The organism is Paenibacillus glycinis (genome assembly GCF_009909185.1).
GTDB lineage: Bacteria > Bacillota > Bacilli > Paenibacillales > Paenibacillaceae > Paenibacillus_Z > Paenibacillus_Z glycinis.
Map to the genome: position 1 here is coordinate 196,417 of NZ_JAAAMV010000012.1, position 18,388 is coordinate 214,804.

14 protein-coding genes and 4 riboswitches are annotated in these 18,388 nt (G+C 60.4%); of the genes, 3 read left to right on the top strand and 11 right to left on the bottom strand.

Going from position 1 to position 18,388, the window contains the following annotated elements; all coding sequences use genetic code 11:
- Window positions 1-11 precede the first annotated feature (11 nt).
- From GT019_RS16480 to gcvH, 11 genes are all read right to left on the bottom strand, one after another.
- Window positions 12-962 carry an ABC transporter permease gene (locus GT019_RS16480; RefSeq protein ID WP_161744282.1) on the bottom strand — a complete coding sequence of 317 codons (951 nt, stop codon included), beginning with the start codon at window positions 960-962 and terminating at the stop codon, window positions 12-14.
- Between the two features lie 403 nt (window positions 963-1,365).
- On the bottom strand, window positions 1,366-2,973 hold the full coding sequence (locus GT019_RS16485; RefSeq protein WP_161744283.1) for an extracellular solute-binding protein: 1,608 nt from the start codon (window positions 2,971-2,973) through the stop codon (window positions 1,366-1,368).
- Window positions 2,974-3,031: 58 nt separating this feature from the next.
- Window positions 3,032-3,961, bottom strand: a complete 930-nt coding sequence (locus GT019_RS16490; protein ID WP_161744284.1) for a carbohydrate ABC transporter permease — start codon at window positions 3,959-3,961, stop codon at window positions 3,032-3,034.
- A 19-nt stretch (window positions 3,962-3,980) separates the two neighbouring features.
- Window positions 3,981-4,886 (bottom strand): ABC transporter permease, encoded by a 906-nt coding sequence (locus GT019_RS16495; RefSeq protein WP_161744372.1) that lies wholly within the window; start codon window positions 4,884-4,886, stop codon window positions 3,981-3,983.
- A gap of 447 nt (window positions 4,887-5,333) precedes the next feature.
- Window positions 5,334-7,619: an AraC family transcriptional regulator gene (locus GT019_RS16500; RefSeq protein ID WP_161744285.1), complete on the bottom strand. Its 2,286-nt coding sequence runs from the start codon at window positions 7,617-7,619 to the stop codon at window positions 5,334-5,336.
- A gap of 343 nt (window positions 7,620-7,962) precedes the next feature.
- Window positions 7,963-8,907, bottom strand: coding sequence for a nucleoside hydrolase (locus tag GT019_RS16505; RefSeq protein WP_235948337.1), 945 nt, complete (start codon window positions 8,905-8,907; stop codon window positions 7,963-7,965).
- 61 nt (window positions 8,908-8,968) lie between these two features.
- A riboswitch (purine riboswitch) is annotated at window positions 8,969-9,068 on the bottom strand.
- Window positions 9,069-9,116: 48 nt separating this feature from the next.
- Window positions 9,117-10,061 carry a lipoate--protein ligase family protein gene (locus GT019_RS16510; RefSeq protein WP_161744287.1) on the bottom strand — a complete coding sequence of 315 codons (945 nt, stop codon included), beginning with the start codon at window positions 10,059-10,061 and terminating at the stop codon, window positions 9,117-9,119.
- A 4-nt stretch (window positions 10,062-10,065) separates the two neighbouring features.
- Entirely contained in the window at window positions 10,066-11,505 is a 1,440-nt protein-coding gene (gene lpdA, locus GT019_RS16515; RefSeq protein ID WP_161744288.1) for a dihydrolipoyl dehydrogenase, read from the bottom strand.
- Window positions 11,506-11,530: 25 nt separating this feature from the next.
- A complete protein-coding gene (gene sdaAA, locus GT019_RS16520) occupies window positions 11,531-12,424 on the bottom strand; it encodes an L-serine ammonia-lyase, iron-sulfur-dependent, subunit alpha (RefSeq protein ID WP_161744289.1) in 894 nt (297 codons plus the stop codon).
- Between the two features lie 13 nt (window positions 12,425-12,437).
- A complete protein-coding gene (gene sdaAB / locus GT019_RS16525) occupies window positions 12,438-13,103 on the bottom strand; it encodes an L-serine ammonia-lyase, iron-sulfur-dependent subunit beta (protein ID WP_161744290.1) in 666 nt (221 codons plus the stop codon).
- 38 nt (window positions 13,104-13,141) lie between these two features.
- On the bottom strand, window positions 13,142-13,531 hold the full coding sequence (gene gcvH / locus GT019_RS16530; protein WP_161744291.1) for a glycine cleavage system protein GcvH: 390 nt from the start codon (window positions 13,529-13,531) through the stop codon (window positions 13,142-13,144).
- A 201-nt stretch (window positions 13,532-13,732) separates the two neighbouring features.
- Window positions 13,733-13,859, bottom strand: a riboswitch (glycine riboswitch).
- 158 nt (window positions 13,860-14,017) lie between these two features.
- Window positions 14,018-14,120, top strand: a riboswitch (glycine riboswitch).
- Window positions 14,121-14,123: 3 nt separating this feature from the next.
- Window positions 14,124-14,231, top strand: a riboswitch (glycine riboswitch).
- A 103-nt stretch (window positions 14,232-14,334) separates the two neighbouring features.
- On the opposite strand from gcvH, the gene gcvT reads away from it, so the two are divergent.
- Genes gcvT through gcvPB form a run of 3 tightly spaced genes read left to right on the top strand, consistent with a single transcriptional unit; the run spans window position 14,335 to window position 18,313 of the window.
- A complete protein-coding gene (gcvT, locus tag GT019_RS16535; protein ID WP_161744292.1) occupies window positions 14,335-15,447 on the top strand; it encodes a glycine cleavage system aminomethyltransferase GcvT in 1,113 nt (370 codons plus the stop codon).
- A 5-nt stretch (window positions 15,448-15,452) separates the two neighbouring features.
- Entirely contained in the window at window positions 15,453-16,811 is a 1,359-nt protein-coding gene (gcvPA, locus tag GT019_RS16540; RefSeq protein WP_268896060.1) for an aminomethyl-transferring glycine dehydrogenase subunit GcvPA, read from the top strand.
- Window positions 16,808-18,313: an aminomethyl-transferring glycine dehydrogenase subunit GcvPB gene (gene gcvPB, locus GT019_RS16545; RefSeq protein ID WP_161744293.1), complete on the top strand. Its 1,506-nt coding sequence runs from the start codon at window positions 16,808-16,810 to the stop codon at window positions 18,311-18,313. Before gcvPA ends, gcvPB begins: the two co-directional genes overlap by 4 nt.
- The last annotated feature ends 75 nt before the right edge of the window (window positions 18,314-18,388 follow it).

The following is an 18,388-nucleotide window of genomic DNA, read 5'->3' on the forward strand; positions in this document are numbered from 1 at the left end:
ATTCCCCTTTGTCAGAAAATGCCGGAATCATTGATCCGCTTGGCAATGTGATTGGCGACCAGCACCAGCGCCAGCCCGATGATCCCTTTGATGACGTCCGCCGCCGCCGCAAGGCTCAGACTGAACTGTTCGATGCCGACCCGGTAGATATAGGTGTCGAGGATATCCCCGACCTCGAATACCATCGGGTTGTACAGGTTGATGACTTGATCCAAGCCGGCGCTCATCAGGTAGCCGACCCGGAGAATGAAGATGACGACGATGGTGCTTGCGATGCCCGGCAGCGTCACGTGGATGATTCGGCGAAACCGCGAAGCGCCGTCCACGATGGCCGCTTCGTACACTTCCGGATTGAGCCCGGCGATGGCCGCGATATAGATGATGGCCGCCCAGCCCATCTCCTTCAGCGCGTCGGTCGCCACGAGGATGGTGCGGAAGTACGCGGGCTCGACGAGCAGGTAAGCCGGCTTTCCGCCGAACAGCTCGATGATCTTGTTGATGATGCCGGTCTCCGGCGAGAGCAGGATCGTGATGATCCCGCCGTACACGACCCAGGACACGAACCTCGGCAGGTATACCGCCGTCTGCAGCGTCTTCTTGAACCACTTGGCGCGGATCTCGTTCAGCGACAGCGCCAGCAGGATCGGGCAAATGAAGCCGCTTACCATCTTGTACAGGCTGATGATCAGCGTGTTGACGAAGGCGTTCCGGAACATCTCGGATTCGAACAGCATCCGGAAATATTTCAGTCCCGCCCAGGCGCTGCCGGAGAAGCCCTGAATGACGTTGTAATCGGTGAACGCGATGCTGATGCCGTAGAGCGGCAGGTAATCGAACAGCACGACCCAAGCCAGGGCGGGAAGGAGCAAGGCATACAGCCATCTGAATCTCCATATCCGCTTGAACGTTTTTCCCTGCGCCAGCCTCCTCTCTTTGGCGATTTTCACAGTGGCCAATTCCATCTTTTCCTCCTCCGATCGTTTCTCTCTAGCCCCGCCTATTTGAGAAGTAAGTGCTTACATTCGTAAGCTTACCGGATATCGGAGACGGGCAAAACCGGAGCGAAGGACGATATTACCCGGTAAAAGTCGCATAACGCCGCGGCCCGGCAATCCCCCGTTCTTGGCCGGGTTCGGGCGATCGGAGGGCGAGTGCCGGGACGAGAACCCCGCCCGGGGCTCGAGGCCGCCGCATGCCGCCGCGGGCTGCGGGCATGCCATAAACAAACGGACATCCGGTGCCAGAAGCTGCCGAATGCCCGCCGTTGTCGCGATGATTATTTAAGCCCGTTTACGATTGCGAACGTTAATGAACGCCGGTTGCTTGGATGCGCGAAGCAGCCTTGCGCAAGCTTCGTCGTTCGCGCTATTTTTTGGCCGCGAGGAAGGCGTCGATCTGCTTCTGCAGCTCGACCTGGATCTTCTTGGCGTTGCCTTCGGCTTCCTTCTTGAACTTCGCCCACGTCTCGTCGGGATCGACGACGCCGTCGAACAAGGCGTTGTAGTACTTGTCCTCGGTCGCGTTGTAGAGCGAGAGCTCGTTCGTGACGGGAGTCGGGTCGAAGGAGAACCCGGTCAGCACGCTCGCCGTCAGATTATCCGCCGCTTTGTTGAACTGGTAGTGCTTGATCGTCTCCTCGTCGTAGCCGGCATTGAGACGGTCGAGCGTCGGATTCCAGATCCAGCCGTACGGGAAGTAGGAGTAGCCGGTTCCGATCTGCTTGTATTGATCGTCGCCGATCTTCTCGTAGTTCGTGCCTTCGATGCCGTAGGCGAGCAGGTCGTAGTTGTCCTTCTGCGCCGCCCAGTTCAGGAACATCATGGCGCGCTCTTTGTTCTTGCTGACCTTCGGAATGGCTTGGAAGTTCGCTTGCTTGAAGTTCGTGATGTTCTTGCCCTTCTCCATTTGGATGAAGGTCACGGCTTCCAGCTCGGCACCCGGAACGTTTTGCGCAAGCGCGGTTTGCGTGCTGGACGGCACGCCGAATTCATTGGATACGGCAACGGCGACCTTGCCGGAATTGATGACGGACTCGACGTCCTTGATCGCGAGAATATCGGGATGAATAAGGCCGTCCGTATACAGCTTTCTGGCGTCCTCGATCCAGGACCAGATCGTCGGTTCCATCTCGTCGAAGAGGTTATACACCTTGCCGTCGTTGTTCTTGTAGTACAAGACGAGACTTTGTCCCAGCGCATCCGTTCTCAGGTACTGCGGATCGTACTCCATGAACGCCCTGAACGCGCCCCACGCGATATCCTTCGACGAGGATTGGCCGTAAGCCATCAGCGGGATGACGTCCTTCTCGTTCTCCTTCACTTTGTAAGCGAAGTTGATCAAGTCCTCATAGGTTTTGATCGGCGGCACGCCTAGCTTTTCCCGGATATCCTTGCGAACCAGGTAGGTTCTGCCGGCCAGATGGTTATTGCCGAGCGGCAGGGCATAGATTTTGCCCTGGAACTTGTTGGCGTCGAACATTTGCTGGGAGCGGACCTTCACGGCATCTTGGCCGTATTGGGCCAGCAGGTCATCCAGCGGCTCATAATAGCCCGCGCTGATCATCTGGTCGATGTGCAGCCACGGCGCGTCGAATATCAGATCGACGTTCTCGCCGGATGCGAGCATGACCTGCGTTTTTTGCGCCAAGTCGGAAAACGGCACGAATACGACGTCGAGCTTGACGTTGATCGTATCCGCCATGCGTTTCTCCGCTTCTTGGATGACCTTGTCCATGTCGGCCGGACGGTCGCCCGGCAGGACGATTTTGAGCGTGACCGGATCCAGCTTCGTGGTTGCGGGATCCGCCGCAGCCGGTTCGTTCGCCGGTTTGTTGGCCGGTTCATTCGCCGGTGCAGCCGTATTGCCGTTCGCCGCGTCGTTTGCCGGATCGTTCGCGTTGTTGGAGCCGCACCCGGCCAATGCCGCCAGCAGCAGCATCATGGCAACCGTTAACATTAACCCTCTTTTTCTCATTCTGTGACCTCCTAATGGATGTGGTTCTATTCTCAACCGGATGGTCTCCGGGTTAAGACTACCCTTTCAGGGCTCCGATTGTAATCCCCTTGACGAAAAAACGCTGAATGAACGGATACAGGAAAATAATCGGCCCGATGGTCAGGCACACGGTCGCGAGCTGCACGCCGTAAGTCGGCAGGGGCTGGGTATAGGTCGTTTGGCTGCCTCCGACGTAAGCGCTCATGTTGATGTTCGAGATCAGCTGGCGAATCATCATCTGCAGCGGATGAAGCTTGTAGTTGTCGATGAACAGGAGCGCCAGGAAGAAGTCGTTCCAGTACTGCAGCGCGTAAAATAAGCCCACCGTCGCGATCACCGGCTTCGAGATCGGCAGGATGATCCGGAAGAAAATCCGCAAGTCGTTGGCCCCGTCGACCGTCGCCGCTTCGTTGATCTCGTACGGCAGCGTCCGGAAGAAGGAAACCATGATGAAGGCGAAGAACGGGTTCAGCATGTAAGGCAAAATAAGCGCCCAGAGCGAGTCCTTCAGATGAAGCCAATTGGCGATAAGAATATAGAACCCGACCAGTCCCGCCCCGAATATCATCGTGAAATAGGTCAGGAAGGATAATACGTTCCGGTACTTCACCTTGGGATGAGCCAGCACGTAAGCATACATGGCGGTGATCAGGACGGCCAGTACCGTGCCGACGACGGTCACGGTCGTAGATACGAGGTAGCTGCTCGCGATCTGCTTGCCGTGCAGGACGTACTGATACGCATTCAGCGAGAATTCCTTCGGAATCAGCTGATACCCGTGCACCTTGATGGCCGATTCCTTGGCGAACGAATTGATGAACACCAGCCAGAACGGAAGAAAGCAGGCCAGGGCGAACGCGCCGCTGAATGCGTAAATGAACACTACAAATACCTTTTCGGAAAGGGAGCGGTCGGTTTTGACCTTGATCGCCTTGCCCGATCGGACGTGTTGAATCGAGCTTTCCATGTAAACACCTACCTGCTTTCTAGAATAAACTGGAATCCTTGTCGATTTTCCTGGCGATCGCATTGAAGATCATGATCGTGACAAGTCCCATGACGGACTGATACATGATGACGGCGGACGATTTGCTGAAGTCGCCCAGCTGCCGGAGCGCCCGGTACGAGTACGTATCGATGACGTCGGTCGTCGGATACAGCGGCGCGGTATCGCCCACGATGCCGTAAATCATGCCGAAGTCGCCGTAGAAAATCCGCCCGATCCCGAGCAGGGCCAACACGATCAGCACGTTGCGAATCAAAGGGATCGTAATATGAACGATTTGTTGGAAACGGGTCGCCCCGTCGATTCGCGCGCTCTCGTAATAGTCGCCCGATATGCCCGTGATCGCGGCCAAGAAGATGATGGAGTAGTAGCCCGCGAACTTCCAGACATAGATGATCGTCAGGATTGCCGGCCATATGCCGGGCTTCAGATACCAGTTCTGCCCGTCGAGGCCGTTCGCGATCAGCGTCCGGTTCAGGATGCCCTCCGTCGTGTTGAGGAACGCGAACACCATCATGCTGACGACGAGCCAGGAGATGAAGTACGGCATGAAGACGAACGATTGGGCGATTTTCTTGAAGAGCATGCTCCGGATCTCGTTCAGGAAGATCGCCAGCAGCAGCGCGAGGCCGAGGCCGCAGACGATAAACAGTCCATTAAGGAAGATCGTATTGAACGTGACCTTGTACCAATCGCTGCTCATGAAGAAGAACTTGAAATTGTCGAACCCGACCCATTTGCTGCCCCAGATGCCGTCGGCGAGCCGATACTGCTTGAAGGCGATCAAATGTCCGGCCATCGGCACGTAGGCGAATACGATGAGAAACAAGAGGCCGGGCAAAGCCAGCGCGTATAAATATTTGTTCTTCGCGATCTCTCTGATCATGGACACTTGGGTGTTGGTCTCCTTTCCTGCCGTTCGCGGTATTCTCGTGCTACGACCAAGCTTAAGATTCGCGCGTCCGGTCTGTATAGTTCTAATAACGGAGATCGGCGCCGGAAGCCGCGCGCGGCCAAGGTTCTCGATCCGGCGGCCGGGTTCGCAATGCGGAAATCGGCCGGGAATACGGGTTTCCGTACAGGAAACGCGCTCGAATATCGGGTATCCAGCCCGGAGATGCGCCGGAATATCGGCTCTGCAATCCGGAGATGCGCCGATCATACGTCCGCTTACCGTCTTGACGGCCCCCGGTAGCCCCCGGTACACGATAACGCGCCTGGTCGAATCGGCCGGTTGGAATCCTTCGCCTGCCAACCGAAAAAAAGGCCGTCCCCAAGGTCCATTCGACCTTGAAGACAGCCTCTTGAGCTGCGTTCCCCTGCCTATCCGCGATCATTTGTCCCGGTACTGGCTCGGCGTCATGCCCGTCGCCTTTTTGAATACCGTGAAGAAGTGGCTCTTCGTCTGGAACCCGGCCCGTTCCCCGATATCCGTCACCGTCCAATCGGTCGAAGCGAGCAGCTCTTTCACCTTGGCGATGCGCTCCTGCAGGATGTAATCCGACAGCGTCACGTCGAACGCTTCCTTGAACAGCTGGCGCGTGTAGCGCGTCGACAGCGAGACATGCTCGGCGATTTCCTCGATCGTGAGCATGGCGTCGTGCAGGTGGGTTTTCACGTAATCGACGATCTCCGACACGATCTCGTCGCGGCGGCTCGCTCCTTTCTTGTTGCTCAAATCGTCGATGATGCCGAGCAGCTCGCCTTCCAGCCAGCCCCGGATGCCGCCGAGCGTATCGAAGGACTCCAGGATATGCTCGATGCCGTCCACGGATTCCACGGAGGGCAGCTTGTTGAAGGTCTTGAACAGCGTGTAGAGCATGAGCGAGAGCTGAAATTTGCTTTGCGCGTAACGCATCGCCTGCATATGCACGAAGATTTGATCCAGAATCGCCGACACTTCCTCGCCTTTGCCCGTTCTGACCTTCATGATCAGCTCGTCCAGCAGGTTATCGTCGGCCAGCGGCTGCACGCTGCGCATATAAGCCTCGAAATCGCGCTCGAGAAAAATCTTGTCTTCGCCGGAGACGAAGCGGAGCATCGTCAATTCCTGGATATGCTGGTACGTCGCGCGGATGTCCTCGCCGAATTCCAATCGGCCGCTCACGGATACCGTCACCGGCACGTTGACCCATTGCCGGATCTGTTCCTTCACGTCCTCCAGCAGTCCGGTTACGGGATCGGGGGACGAGGCCGGGCAGGAGATCAATAGGGCGAGGTGGTCGCTGCCCAGATCCACGGCTTCCGCATGCCCGCTTGGGCGGATGATCTCCTCGGCGATGTTGCCCATTGCGTACTTCATCAATTTTCTGGACGCGAAGTCGTATTTGTCCTGGAACGCGCTGTAGGCGTTAATCCGGATCACGCTTAAGTAAAGTCCCTCGTAATCGAACAATCCGGTATGCTCGCGGAGATATTTCTCGACCGGCGAGATCAGCTTGCCCTGCAGGATCCACTGCCGCAGGTATTCCATCTTGATGACGTTCCGGTGCTCGCGCATGGAAGCGTCGAGCCGAACCATCCGGTCCTCCAGCATCTCGATGCCGTAACGGATGACGCGATGCTCGTCCAGCGGGCCTTCGCTGTGCCCGCTCTTGAGCGCCCCCCCGAATTTCGTCTGCAATTGATCGGCCAGCAAGGAAAACGGCTTATAGGTTCGCCGGGAGTTCCAGAAGAGGATCGCGAGCAGCAGCACGACCATGCCGGCGATGAAGACCATCATCTTCGTCAGGAACGCATGGAAGTCCGCGCGAATGCCTTCGAGCTTCGCCATCTGGAACATCGTCCAGCCCTGCGGCTCGATGAGCGCGTACTGCACCGACCACGATTCCTTGTCGTAATCGATCGTGTAGTTCCCGGAGTCCGCTTGGGCCGCCGCCTTGGCGGCAAGCTCCGCATAAGGCACCGACGCGTCGGGCGAACCGAGCATCACGCGGCCGTCGTCGTCGAGGATGAACGACGTGAAGCCCGCGTTCGCGTTGCCCTTCAGCAAATATTGCTTCATCAACTCGTCGTTCAGCAGCAGAACCAGGTATCCGTAGGACGGCTGTCCGGAAGGCACCATCGGGATCATGAGCGCCAGCTGCCGCCCGTCGTCCGACGGGTGGACGAAGAAGCGTTGATAGGAGGGCTGCGGCTGCTTCGCCAACGCCAGCATATCCTGGTCCGCGAACTCTTCGAACGCGAAGAGGCCCGACTTCAGGTCGATGACATGCGCCGTCCGCATGTTGATCAAGTAGGCGTCCGCCAGATACGGCTCGGTCGTCATGTATTTGGTTCCCGCGGCCAGCGCCTCGACTTGGGCTTCCTGCGTCTCCGAATCGGCCGATATCCAGGCTTGGATGCTCTTATCCGCGTACATGGTGAAGCCGTATCCGATCAGTTTATTGAAAATAAAGGCCGCGTTGTCCCGCGAATGCGTGATCTCCGCTTCGTTCACGGTGTCGATCTGTTTCATCGCGTAACGGGAGAACTGGTTCGCCATAAGGAAGACGAACGGCACGGAGACCAGCATGAACAGCAGGGTCAGTCCGAGGAATATCCGGATATGCAGCTGTCTGGGGAGATAGCGGTTGAACGCTGCGGCCGATCGCAGCCGTCGCATGATGGGATGTTGCATGCGGATCCGAGCCTCCTGTTTATCGTGGTAGCCGTTCTGAATGCGGGAAAATTTATTGTTACGAACATGGATATGTTCGTTTATAACATTATTATAGAGGCAATTAACATTTCAATCCAGCTGTTTGATAGAAATAAGCGATAACGGGCCGATTCCATAGAAGCGCTTTCATTTCCAGGCCGACCCTGTCATATTCATTTTCACACGCCGGATCAAGAAAGGGAAGACCGTTTTCCGCCGCGGCCGCCATTCATTCATGCGATGAATGATTAAGAACAGCAAAAATAACCGACATCGCCTCAAGAAGGGCGATATCGGCCATTTGCATGCCTGCGGACGGCGATCAAAAAATCGCCATCAGCGCGTTGACCGCGCGTTCGGCATCGACCTCCACGCCGACCTGCACGGGCTGGCCGACGGCCGGCCGGTTCCGCAGATCCGCCACCGTCATGCCGATGCAGTGCCGGCCCTCGCATTCGACCGACAGCCGCATCGATTCCATCGCGACGAGTCCCGGCTCGATCGCGGCCAGCACCGTCAGCGGATCATGCAGCGGCGCGCAGGCCTCGAAGCCGTTGGACTGGCGGTAAAACTCGAAATAATACTGCATCGATCGATTGATGAAATCGGCGACGGCGCGATTCTCAGGCTTGCAGGTCCGCTGCAGCCGATCCAGGTCGGATTGATGCAGGAGGGTGCGCATCGTCACGTCCAAGCCGATCAGCGTAATCGCCATCCCCGATTGCATGACGGCCTCGGCCGCCTCGGGATCGCCCCAAATGTTGGCCTCGGCGACCTGCGTGACGTTGCCCGGCACGCGGACCGCTCCGCCCATGATGTAGAGATGCTTGACCTTGGACGGCAGGCTCGGATCCTTTCGCAGCGCCTGCGCGACGTTGGTCAATCTTCCCAGCGAGACGATGACCAGCTCGCCGCCGAGCTCGTCGGCCGTGCGCACGATGAAGTCATCGGCCGGCTCCTCGACCGCGGCTTGCGAGGACGCGGGAAGCTCCACGTCCCCGATGCCGTTCTTGCCGTGCACGTGCGTCGCGAATTCCACGCCGCGCGCAAGCGGCCGCGATGCCCCTTGGCTCACGGGAATCGCGTTCTCGAAGCCGGCCAGCTTCAGCAGACGCAGCGTATTGTCCGTGGCCATCTCCACGGGAATGTTGCCGAACACGGTCGTAATCCCCGCGAGATCGGCTTTGCCCGATTTCAATGCCGCTAAAATCGCCAGCGCGTCATCGATCCCGGTATCGGCGTCGATGATCATTTTCGAATGGTTCATTTCATTCATCCTCCTTCGATGTGGACAAGCGTTCCGCACACGCAAAAAAAATCCCGATCACAAAAAGAAACGCCCTTTTTGTAATCAGGATTTTACGGTTCCTGGTAGAGACCCTCAAACCTTATTATTGAGGTTATACGTATAGGTAAGAATGCTTTTACTATAATAGCTTGGCGCCAAAGAGTCAATCCTTCCGGGAACGCTTGGATTCACCGGCGCAAATTCCAGCTCTCCGCGGCGTATTTCTCCCTGGCGAGGCGGTCGGCCAGCTCGATCTCGTAAGCGGTGAGCCCGCTTGCCGCGAGCTCCGCGCCAAGTCCTTCCGCGAAGCCCGCGCGGAATACTTGCTCCAACCGCGCGATCGTAACGGGCTGCCGTCCTTTCTTGCGGAGGCAGGCATTGATGGCCACGGCCTTGCGCTCGAACAAGCGCTTCATGCGTTCCTTCTCTTCCGGACCCGCGAAGCGAAGCACCTCGAACAGCTGATCCGCATCCAGCTCGAGCAGGATCGAGCCATGCTGCAGGATAACCCCCTTGGCGCGCATTTGCGCGCTTCCGGCGATCTTGCGGCCCTCGACGACAAGCTCGTATTTCGACGGCGCGTCGAAGCAGGCCGCGGACGCCGCGCGTCTGGCGGCGCCGGCCGTATCGTGGTGGCCGGCCGCCGAATCCGCCAGAAGCGACGGCGCTTCGGCATCCGCTTGACCGGCGGCCGAATCCGGCAGCGGCGAAGTCGCCTCGGCATCCGCCCCATCCTCCGCCTCGCCCAATCCCGTCATCTTCGCATCCAAGCCCAACTCGCGAAAACCGATCAGCAGCCCCATGCTCAGCACGCGGTAAGCTTCCGCCACGCTTGCCGGGATGCCCGCATAATCCTCCGAGACGACGATGCTGTACGTCAATTCCCGGTCATGCAGCACGGCGCGTCCTCCGGTCGCCCGGCGAACGAAGCCGAGCCCGCGTTCGCGCAGGGCTTCCCTGTCCACTTCCTTGTCGGCCTGTTGGAAATACCCGATCGACAGCGTCGCCGGACTCCAGCCGTAGAACCGGACCGTCGGCGGGACGCGGCCTTCCTGATGGGCGGTCAGCATGGCTTCGTCGATCGCCATGTTTTCCGCGGGAGAGCGGTCGCCGGTATGCACGAATCTCCACATGGCCTTACATCCCGAGCGCGAGCGAATCCGCGCTAAGCATCGATTCGCCGATGATTTCCGATAAGGTCGGATGCGGATGGATCATGCGGCCGACATCCATAGAGGTCGCCTGCACGACCTGCGCCAGCGCGGCCTCGCCGATCAGATCGGTCACGTGCGGACCGATCATATGGACGCCGAGAATCGCGCCCGTCCCCCGATCCGCGACGACCTTGACGAAGCCGTCGGATTCCCCGAACACCAGCGCTTTGCCGATCGCTTTGAAGGAGAATTTCCCCACCTTCGTCTCGTACCCGCCATCGATGGCGGCCTGTTCGGTCAGACCGACGCTCGCGATCTCGGGCCGGCCGTAGATGCATTTCGGGACGGAAGCGGCATCAGGGGCATGCGCGTCCAGTCCGCAGATGCGTTCCACCGCCACCACGCCCTCGTGGCTCGCGACATGGGCAAGCTGCAAACCGCCGACCACGTCTCCGATCGCATAGACATGCGGATCGGCCGTCCGCATGGAAGCATCGACGGCAATGAAGCCCCGCTCGACGACGGCCCCCGTCCGTTCCAGGCCGAAGCCTTCGACATTGGCCGCGCGGCCGACCGATACGAGCATCCGCTCGGCCGAGAGCATTTCCGTTTTGCCGCCGCGCTCGATCTGAACCGTTACGCCGCCGTCCGCGATGCCGGCTGCCAGCAGTTTGGCCCCGGTCAGCGATTTCACGCGCCGCTTCGCGAACAGCCGTCCGAGCTCGCGGGATATATCCGCGTCCTCTGTCGGCACCAGCCGGTCCGCCGCCTCGACGATCGCGACCTGAACGCCGAAGTCGCTGAGCATGGACGCCCATTCGACCCCGATCACGCCGCCCCCCACGATGAGGATCGAGGCGGGAAGCTCCGTCATGGCGAGGGCATCGTCGCTCGTCATGATGCGCTCGTGCGCGGGCAGTCCCGGAATCCGGCGCGGCCGCGAGCCGGTCGCGACGATCAGGTCGGTATAGCCGATCCGCTCGATGGCATCCCTGCCCGGATCATCGCCGCCATCCTCCTTCATCGCGCCGCGCACCTCGAGGATGCCGTTATACCCCGCGCGTTCGGCGCATTCGACGATCGTGCCCGTTCCTTCGTAGACGTCGATCCGATTTTTCTTCATCAGGAATTGCACGCCGGTCTCGAGCTGCTTCACGATCGCGTCCTTGCGCGACAGCACGCCGCGGAAATCGACCTCGACGTCCGCCGCGCGAATGCCGAAGCTTTCGCTGCGCTTCATCGTGTCGAACAGCTCCGCGCTGCGCAGCAGCGTTTTGCTCGGGATGCAGCCTCGGTGCAGGCAGGTGCCGCCAAGCTTATCCTTCTCGACGAGCGCGACGCGCTTGCCGAGCTGGGCGGCGCGAATCGCGGCCACGTAGCCGCCCGGCCCGCCGCCCAGGATGACGATATCGTAGTTGTTCATGTGGACGGAACCCCTTCCTTGTATGCTATAGGGACGATGACGGCCTGGCCGCCTTGATCTGCTCCGTCAGCTTGCGTCCGGTCGGCGTCTGCGCCAACCCGCCGAGCGCGGTCTCGCGGTGCTCGCCCGGCATCCGGGAGCCGACCTCGAGCATGACGCCGATAACCTCGTCCGTCGGAATGACGCTGCGCACGCCGGCAAGGCCCATATCCGCCGCTGCCAGCGCATTCACGGCGCCCAGGCCGTTACGGACGATGCAGGGCACTTCGACGAGCCCGGCAACGGGATCGCAGATCAAGCCCAGCGTATTCTTGAGCGCGAGGCCGACCGCGTGCACCGCCTGTTCGGGACTGCCGCCACGAAGCTCGACCAGCGCGCCGGCCGCCATGCCGATCGCGGAGCCGACCTCAGCTTGGCATCCGCCCTCCGCGCCGGAGATGAACGAATTGTTGGCGATCACGTAGCCGATCGCGCCCGCGGCGAACAAGCCCCGCACGAGCCGGTCGTCGTTCCAGCCGAACCGCTCCTGCGAGCTGACGAATACCCCCGGTATGATGCCGCACGAACCGGCGGTCGGGGTGGCCACGATGCGCCCCATCGAGGCGTTGATCTCGGATACGGCCAGGGCGTACGCCATGGCTTTGCCCGCCCAATCCCCGACGGACGGCTCCTCGAGCGCGGCGTACTCGCTCATCTTGCGGCCGTCGCCGCCGACGAGTCCGCTCCGCGAGGACAATTTGCTTTCGAGTCCCTTGCGCACCGCGTCCTTCATGACCTGGTAATAGCTCGCCATTTGCCCGAACACGGCCTCCGGCGATTCGCCGGATTCCTTCGCCTGCTCGGCAAGCATCAGCTCGCCGATCGTCAGCGATTCCTCCGCGCAAATCGCCGATAACTCCTTCAACGTACGGAAACGCATCGCAACCGCCCCTTTAGTTCAAATCGATGATCGAGACCGAGCCGACGTGTGGCAGGCCGGCAATCGCCTCGCGCAATTGCGGGTCGGGCTTCCGGTCGCATTCGACGACCGTCAATGCCGCGCCGCTTCTCGCTTTGCGGTCCACGTGCATGAAGCCGATGTTCATGCCGGCCGTGCCCAGCGCTCCCGTAATGGCGGCCAGCACGCCGACCTCGTCGTCGTGCGCGATGACGAGCGTCGGATAATAGCCGGTGCAGCCAGCGTCGAAGCCGTTGATCTTATGAATCTCGATATTGCCGCCGCCGATCGAGGCGCCGCGCACTTCGACGGTCTTGCCTCCGCGGGTCGCCGTAATCTCGGCATAGTTGGGGTGAGGCGTCGTCCCCGTTCCCCGCCGCAGCTGAACCTGCATGCCCGCGGCGTCCGCCTCCGCGAAAGCGCCCGGAATTCGCGCGTCGTCCGTCGCGAAATCAAGCAGTCCGCCGATCAGCGCCAAGTCCGTGCCGTGGCCGGCATACGTCTCCGCGAAGGAACCGTGCAGCGTAATGATCGCCTGCTCCGGCACGTCGCCAAGCAGCTGCCGGGCGACGCGGCCGATGCGCGCCGCACCGGCGGTATGGGAGCTGGAAGGACCGACCATGACCGGCCCGATAATCGAGAATACGTCCTTGAACCGCATCGCCATCCACGCTCCCGTTCCTTAATTCGCTGGAATTTCTAAGACGTGAACGACTCGTATTGCTCGGCGCTCAGCAGCCCCTTCACGACTTCGGCGGCATCGCCGTCCACTTCGACTTCGACGATCCAGCCGTCCCCGTACGGATCGGAATTCACCAGCTCCGGCGCGTCCAGCAGCGCCTCGTTGACCCGCGTCACCTTTCCCGTGATCGGACTGAACAGGTCGGAGACCGTCTTGACCGATTCGATCGAGCCCATCGGCTGATTCGCTTCCAGCTCCGCGCCGACCTCGGGAAACTCGACGAAGACGATATCGCCCAGTTGGATTTGCGCAAAGTCGGTAATGCCGACCTTGATCAGCCCGCCGCCCGCGGCCTCCGCCCATTCATGCTCTTCCGAATATCCAAGTCCCGCTTTGATTACGCTCATGTTCAGCATCCTCTCGAAATTGATCGTTTTGTTTTCTTATTGTTATTGTAAAGGCAGCAAGACATCCGCCGTTTCCGCCCTCAGCGCAAAAAAGGACAGAGAATCGGCCTGCTGCCGAGTTCCCTGTCCTTGGTACCTGAGAGTTTAAGCGGTCGCAGGACCGCGTTACCCCTTTGGTGGCTTTCGCTCTCTCCAGAGTCGCGTCGAATGGCGGTTCCTGTTACCTGAGAGATTAATCAGCCGGCTGGCTGGCCGCTGACTTGCTCCTTCGGTGCCCGGCGAACTTGCTTTCCTTGTCCCTCGCCCGGGTCTCTCCCGACCATCGTCATCCGCTTATTTCGCTTAACATGCTTAGCTTACCGGAGAGGACAACTCCATGTCAATATAGCTAACAATTAATGACCTAAAATACCCAAATGACGTTGACACTTTCTCCCGCGGTCGTGTATAAGTAGACTATGATAACCGAAATAACCGAATACGCGGATGATGGTAACGGGAGAGATCGCCCTCTAAGCTATGCGGGCGGCGCCGAAGGAGTAAACCTGACACGGGTGAATCTCTCAGGCAAAAGGACCTTTACCGGACGCACCTCTGGAGAGAACGTGCGGGAAGCCTGAACGCTTCCGCGTCGTCACCCAAGGGGAAACCTGGACGCGCAAGCCGTGTCCGGGGCAACTCTCAGGTACAAAGGACAGAGCAAAGAGAAGACGCGGGCGGCAGAGCATGCTGCGGCGTTAGCCTTTTTGCTGCTGTTCTTTTTTGCGTTATCGCGGTGATCATGAACCCGAGGAGGTTTATTAATGACGATCGAACTGAAGAGAACGCCGCTCTACCCGCTCTACGCCGACTATCCCGGAGCGCGCTGCATCGATTTCGGCGGTTGGGAGCTGCCCGTCCAATTCTCCGGCATTCAGAAGGAGCATGACGCCGTGCGCCAACAGGCCGGCCTGTTCGATGTCTCCCATATGGGAGAATTCATGGTGACCGGGAGGTACTCCGAAGCTTTCCTGCAGCAATTGACGACGAACGACGTCGCCAAGCTGTCCGACGGCCAGGCGCAGTACACGCTGATGTGCTATCCGAACGGCGGCGTCGTCGACGATCTGCTCGTATACCGGATCACGGCGGACCAATACCTGGTCGTCGTGAACGCGTCCAACATCGACAAGGATTTCGAATGGATGCGCGAGCATCTGATCGGCGACGTCATGCTTGAAAATAGATCCGACGATCTTGCCCTGCTGGCGCTGCAAGGTCCGCAGGCGGCGGCCGTCTTGGCCGAGGCCGCGGAACAATTCGATTGCGGCGCGCTGGCGCCGTTTCATTTCGCGACGGGCGTCTCCGTCGGCGGCGTCAAGGCGCTCGTCTCGCGAACCGGGTATACCGGCGAGGACGGCTTCGAGATCTACGTGCCGGCCGAAGACGCGCAGCAAGCTTGGAAAGCGCTGTTCGCGGCGGGCGAAGCCTACGGACTCGTGCCGGCCGGACTCGGCGCGCGCGACACGCTGCGGTTCGAAGCCCGGCTGCCGCTCTACGGCCAGGAGCTGTCGCGGGACATCTCGCCGCTCGAAGCCGGCCTCGGCTTCTTCGTCAAGCTCGGCAAGGACGGCTTCGTCGGGCGCGAAGCGCTACTCGCGCAGAAGGCGGCAGGCGTGCCGCGCAAGCTCGTCGGCATCGAGATGATCGATCGCGGCATCCCGCGCAGCCATTATCCCGTGTACGCGAACGACAGACAGATCGGCGAAGTCACGACCGGCACCCAGTCCCCGACGCTGAAACGCAACCTCGGCCTGGCGCTGATCGAAGCCGAATTCGCCGAGCTCGGCACCGAGCTTTGGGTCGAAATTCGCGGCAAGCGCTTGAAAGCCGAAGTCGTGAAAGCCCCGTTCTACAAAAGACAACCGAAGGAGTGAGCCGCTTGACGAACCTGCACCGCTACATCCCGATGACCGAGCAAGACCAAGCCGACATGCTGGCGACGATCGGCGTCCAGTCGACGGAAGAGCTCTTCCGCGACATTCCCGAGGCGATCCGCTACCGCGGCGTGCTGCCGATGTCCGGCGCGCTCGATGAAATCTCGCTGCTCGGCCATATGAAGGAACTGGCCGGACGCAACGCCGATACCGACAGCTACGCCAGCTTCCTCGGCGCGGGCATTTACGACCACCACGTTCCCGTCGTCATTAACCATATGATCTCGCGTTCGGAATTTTATACCGCTTATACGCCTTATCAGCCGGAGATCAGCCAAGGCGAGCTGCAGGCGATCTTCGAATTTCAATCCTACATCTGCGAATTGACCGGCATGGCCGTGGCCAACGCGAGCATGTACGACGGCGTGACCGCCTTGTCCGAGGCCGGCGCGCTCGCGGCCGGCGCGACCAAGCGCAGCCGGATCGTCATCTCCCGCGCCGTGCACCCGGAAGCCCGCGAGACGGTCCGCACGATGGCCCGCGGCCTCAACCTCGAGATCGTCGAGGTCGGCTATGCGAACGGCGTGACGGATCTCGCCGAGCTGCAAGCCGCGGTGACGGCCGAGACGGCGGCGGTCCTCGTGCAATCGCCGAATTTCTTCGGCTGCCTGGAGGACTTGTCCGCGATCGAGCCGATTATTCACGGCGTGAAAGGCTTGTTCGTCGTCAGCACCAATCCGATCTCGCTCGGCTTGATCGAAGCGCCCGGGAAGCTCGGCGCCGACATCGTCGTCGGCGACGCGCAGCCGCTCGGCATCTCGCAATCGCTTGGCGGGCCGACCTGCGGCTTCTTCGCGGTGGCCGAACCGCTGATGCGGCGGATGCCCGGCCGGATCGTCGGCCAGACGACCGACATCGACGGCAAACGCGGCTTCGTCCTGACGCTGCAAGCGCGGGAGCAGCATATCCGCCGCGAGAAGGCGACCTCCAACATTTGCTCGAACCAAGCGCTGCTCGCGCTCTGCGCCTCGATTTATCTGTCCACGATGGGCAAGCAGGGGCTGCAGGACGTCGCGAACCTGAACCTGCAAAAGGCGCATTACGCCTCCGCGCGGCTCGCCGAACAGCCCGGCATCGCGCTGGCGTTCCCGGCCCCGTTCTTCAATGAATTCGTGATCCGGCTGCCGGAAGGCACGTCCGTGAAGGAACTGAACCTGAAGCTGCTCGAGGCCGGCGTGCTCGGCGGCTACGACCTTGGGCTGGCTTATCCCGAGCTGGCGGGCCATATGCTCGTCGCCGTAACCGAGAAGCGCACCCGCGCGGAAATCGAAAGCTTCGCAAGCAGACTGGGGGAACTGGCATGACCAAGACGACGGATACTATCAACGATTCCTTGCTGCCCGCTTCCGCGAAACCGGAAAAAGCGCTTATTTTCGAGCTGAGCAAGCCTGGCCGGGTCGCCTACTCGCTGCCGGCCTGCGACGTTCCGGAAGCCTCGCCGGAGACGTATATTCCCGCTTCGATGCTGCGGACGATTCCCGCGCAGCTGCCCGAAGTGTACGAGGTCGACGTGATCCGCCATTACACCGAGCTGTCCCGCCGCAACTTCGGCGTCGACAACGGCTTCTACCCGCTCGGTTCGTGCACGATGAAATACAATCCGAAAATCAACGAGGATACGGCGCGCTTCGGCGGCTTCGCCAAAATCCATCCTTACCAGCCCGAAGAAAGCCTGCAGGGCGCGCTTGAACTGCTCTATACGCTGCAAAACGATCTGGCCGCGCTGACCGGCATGGACCAAGTGACGCTGCAGCCGGCCGCCGGCGCCCACGGCGAATGGACGGGACTGATGATGATCCGGGCGTATCACGAAAGCCGCGGAGACAAGCGGACCAAGGTCATCGTGCCGGATTCCTCGCACGGCACCAACCCGGCGAGCGCCACCGTAGCCGGATTCGAGACGATTACCATCAAGTCCGACGCGCGCGGCATGGTCGATCTCGACGCGCTGCGGGCGGCCGTCGGCAGCGACACCGCCGCGCTCATGCTCACCAATCCGAGCACGCTCGGGTTGTTCGAGGAACAGATCGTGGAGATCGCCCAGATCGTCCACGATGCCGGGGGCCTGCTCTATTACGACGGCGCCAACTCCAACGCCATCATGGGCATTACCCGCCCCGGCGACATGGGCTTCGACGTCGTGCATTTGAACCTGCACAAGACGATGAGCACGCCGCACGGCGGCGGCGGCCCGGGCGCCGGCCCCGTCGGCGTCAAGAGCAAGCTCATTCCGTACCTGCCGAAGCCGATCGTCGGACGCCGCGAGGACGGCGCGTACTTCTTCGACTACGATCGTCCCGAGTCCATCGGCCGGGTCAAAGCCTACTACGGCAATTTCGGCATCCTCGTCCGCGCCTATACGTATATCCGTACCTACGGTCCGGAAGGCCTGCGCCACGTATCCGAATGCGCCGTGCTGAACGCCAATTACATGATGCACCGGCTGGCTTCCCATTACGAGATTCCGTATCCCGGCGTCTGCAAGCATGAATTCGTCATGTCCGGCCGCGGCCTGAAGCAGTACGGCGTCCGCACGCTCGACGTCGCCAAGCGGCTGCTCGACTTCGGCTACCATCCGCCGACCATCTATTTCCCGCTGAACGTCGAGGAATGCATCATGATCGAACCGACCGAGACGGAAAGCAAAGAAACGCTCGACGGCTTCATCGACACGATGATTAGAATCGCCGAAGAAGCCCGGACGACGCCGGAGCTCGTCATCAACGCCCCGTACGACACCGTAGTACGTCGTCTGGACGAGACGACGGCGGCGCGCAAGCCGGTATTGAACTGCGCCTGCAGCTAACGGTACCGAAGCCGTCCGGTTTCCCGGCAATCGCAGTTGAACGCTCTAAGAAGGTAACGGCGGTCATTCGGCGAA

Coding starts and splice junctions, on each gene's coding strand:
- GT019_RS16480 (WP_161744282.1), bottom strand. CDS start 962: ATGGAATTGGCCACTGTGAAAATCGCCAAAGAGAGGAGGCTGGCGCAG.
- GT019_RS16485 (WP_161744283.1), bottom strand. CDS start 2,973: ATGAGAAAAAGAGGGTTAATGTTAACGGTTGCCATGATGCTGCTGCTG.
- GT019_RS16490 (WP_161744284.1), bottom strand. CDS start 3,961: ATGGAAAGCTCGATTCAACACGTCCGATCGGGCAAGGCGATCAAGGTC.
- GT019_RS16495 (WP_161744372.1), bottom strand. CDS start 4,886: ATGATCAGAGAGATCGCGAAGAACAAATATTTATACGCGCTGGCTTTG.
- GT019_RS16500 (WP_161744285.1), bottom strand. CDS start 7,619: ATGCAACATCCCATCATGCGACGGCTGCGATCGGCCGCAGCGTTCAAC.
- GT019_RS16505 (WP_235948337.1), bottom strand. CDS start 8,907: ATGAACCATTCGAAAATGATCATCGACGCCGATACCGGGATCGATGAC.
- GT019_RS16510 (WP_161744287.1), bottom strand. CDS start 10,061: ATGTGGAGATTCGTGCATACCGGCGACCGCTCTCCCGCGGAAAACATG.
- lpdA (WP_161744288.1), bottom strand. CDS start 11,505: ATGAACAACTACGATATCGTCATCCTGGGCGGCGGGCCGGGCGGCTAC.
- sdaAA (WP_161744289.1), bottom strand. CDS start 12,424: ATGCGTTTCCGTACGTTGAAGGAGTTATCGGCGATTTGCGCGGAGGAA.
- sdaAB (WP_161744290.1), bottom strand. CDS start 13,103: ATGCGGTTCAAGGACGTATTCTCGATTATCGGGCCGGTCATGGTCGGT.
- gcvH (WP_161744291.1), bottom strand. CDS start 13,531: ATGAGCGTAATCAAAGCGGGACTTGGATATTCGGAAGAGCATGAATGG.
- gcvT (WP_161744292.1), top strand. CDS start 14,335: ATGACGATCGAACTGAAGAGAACGCCGCTCTACCCGCTCTACGCCGAC.
- gcvPB (WP_161744293.1), top strand. CDS start 16,808: ATGACCAAGACGACGGATACTATCAACGATTCCTTGCTGCCCGCTTCC.